Source organism: Pantoea sp. Cy-639, from assembly GCF_011752525.1.
Lineage (GTDB): Bacteria > Pseudomonadota > Gammaproteobacteria > Pseudomonadales > Pseudomonadaceae > Aquipseudomonas.
This window is the reverse complement of record NZ_VWXI01000048.1, coordinates 1-767: the sequence shown is the minus strand read 5'-3', so window position 1 is coordinate 767 and position 767 is coordinate 1. Positions and strand designations below refer to the sequence as shown.

General features: G+C 61.5%; 1 protein-coding gene. It reads right to left on the bottom strand.

The features are described 5' to 3' along the window. Positions 1-767: RHS domain-containing protein (locus F3J43_RS23660; protein WP_205298074.1), on the bottom strand; the 767-nt coding region annotated here is incomplete at both ends.

The window sequence follows — 767 nt, the reverse complement described above, 5'->3', positions numbered from 1 at the left end:
CGCTCCTCGCGGACTTCGCCCCACGCCTTGTACTGGCCGGCCCAAGCGATGTTGCCTTGCTCATCGGTGAGTTCCATCGGCGTGCCGAGGTGGTCGCAGTGGTACCAGGCAATCGCCTCGAATGCTTGTGGTTTCACCTCGGTGTGCCACAACGGATCCTGATCGAAATCGTATTCGCGTTGGCGCCAGTCCGGCTGCTTGTGCAAACGGATCGGGCTCTTGCGCAGGGCCTGGGCCACCGGCACGAAACTGTTTGGCTCGTACAGGTAATGCACGGTGCGGCCGGTGTCACCTTCATCGCGCGGCGGTGAGCTTTCCCAGGCCAGGGTGTCACCATCCCAACCAAACAGGGTGAAGCCGCAGCCGAGTTCACGTTGGCGCTTGGCCCGTTGCAGTTGGTTCCAGCCGGTCCCCGCTTCGGGGCGATCCCAGAAGTGCGCTACCGAATGTTTGTGCAAGCGACGGCCCAAAGCATCGTAGCTGTAGTCGACCTTGAGCTTATCGTCGTTGTAGCTGGCCAGCCGGTCGAACAGGTCCCAGGTGAAGTGCGCGTGGGCACCGTTGTGCAGGCGGTGGATCAAATTGCCGCGTTCGTCGTAACGGTAATGAGTACCCGCGTACTCGCGCAGCAGGTTGTCCATCAGTTTGTTGCGTCGTGGATTGGCTTCCAGCGGTCGGTTCAGTTCCTGGGTTTTCTGATCGAGCAGGTTGCCAGCCGGGTCGAAGGCGAAGGTTTCCACGCCGAGGCGGCTGGTGGCCTTGAGCAG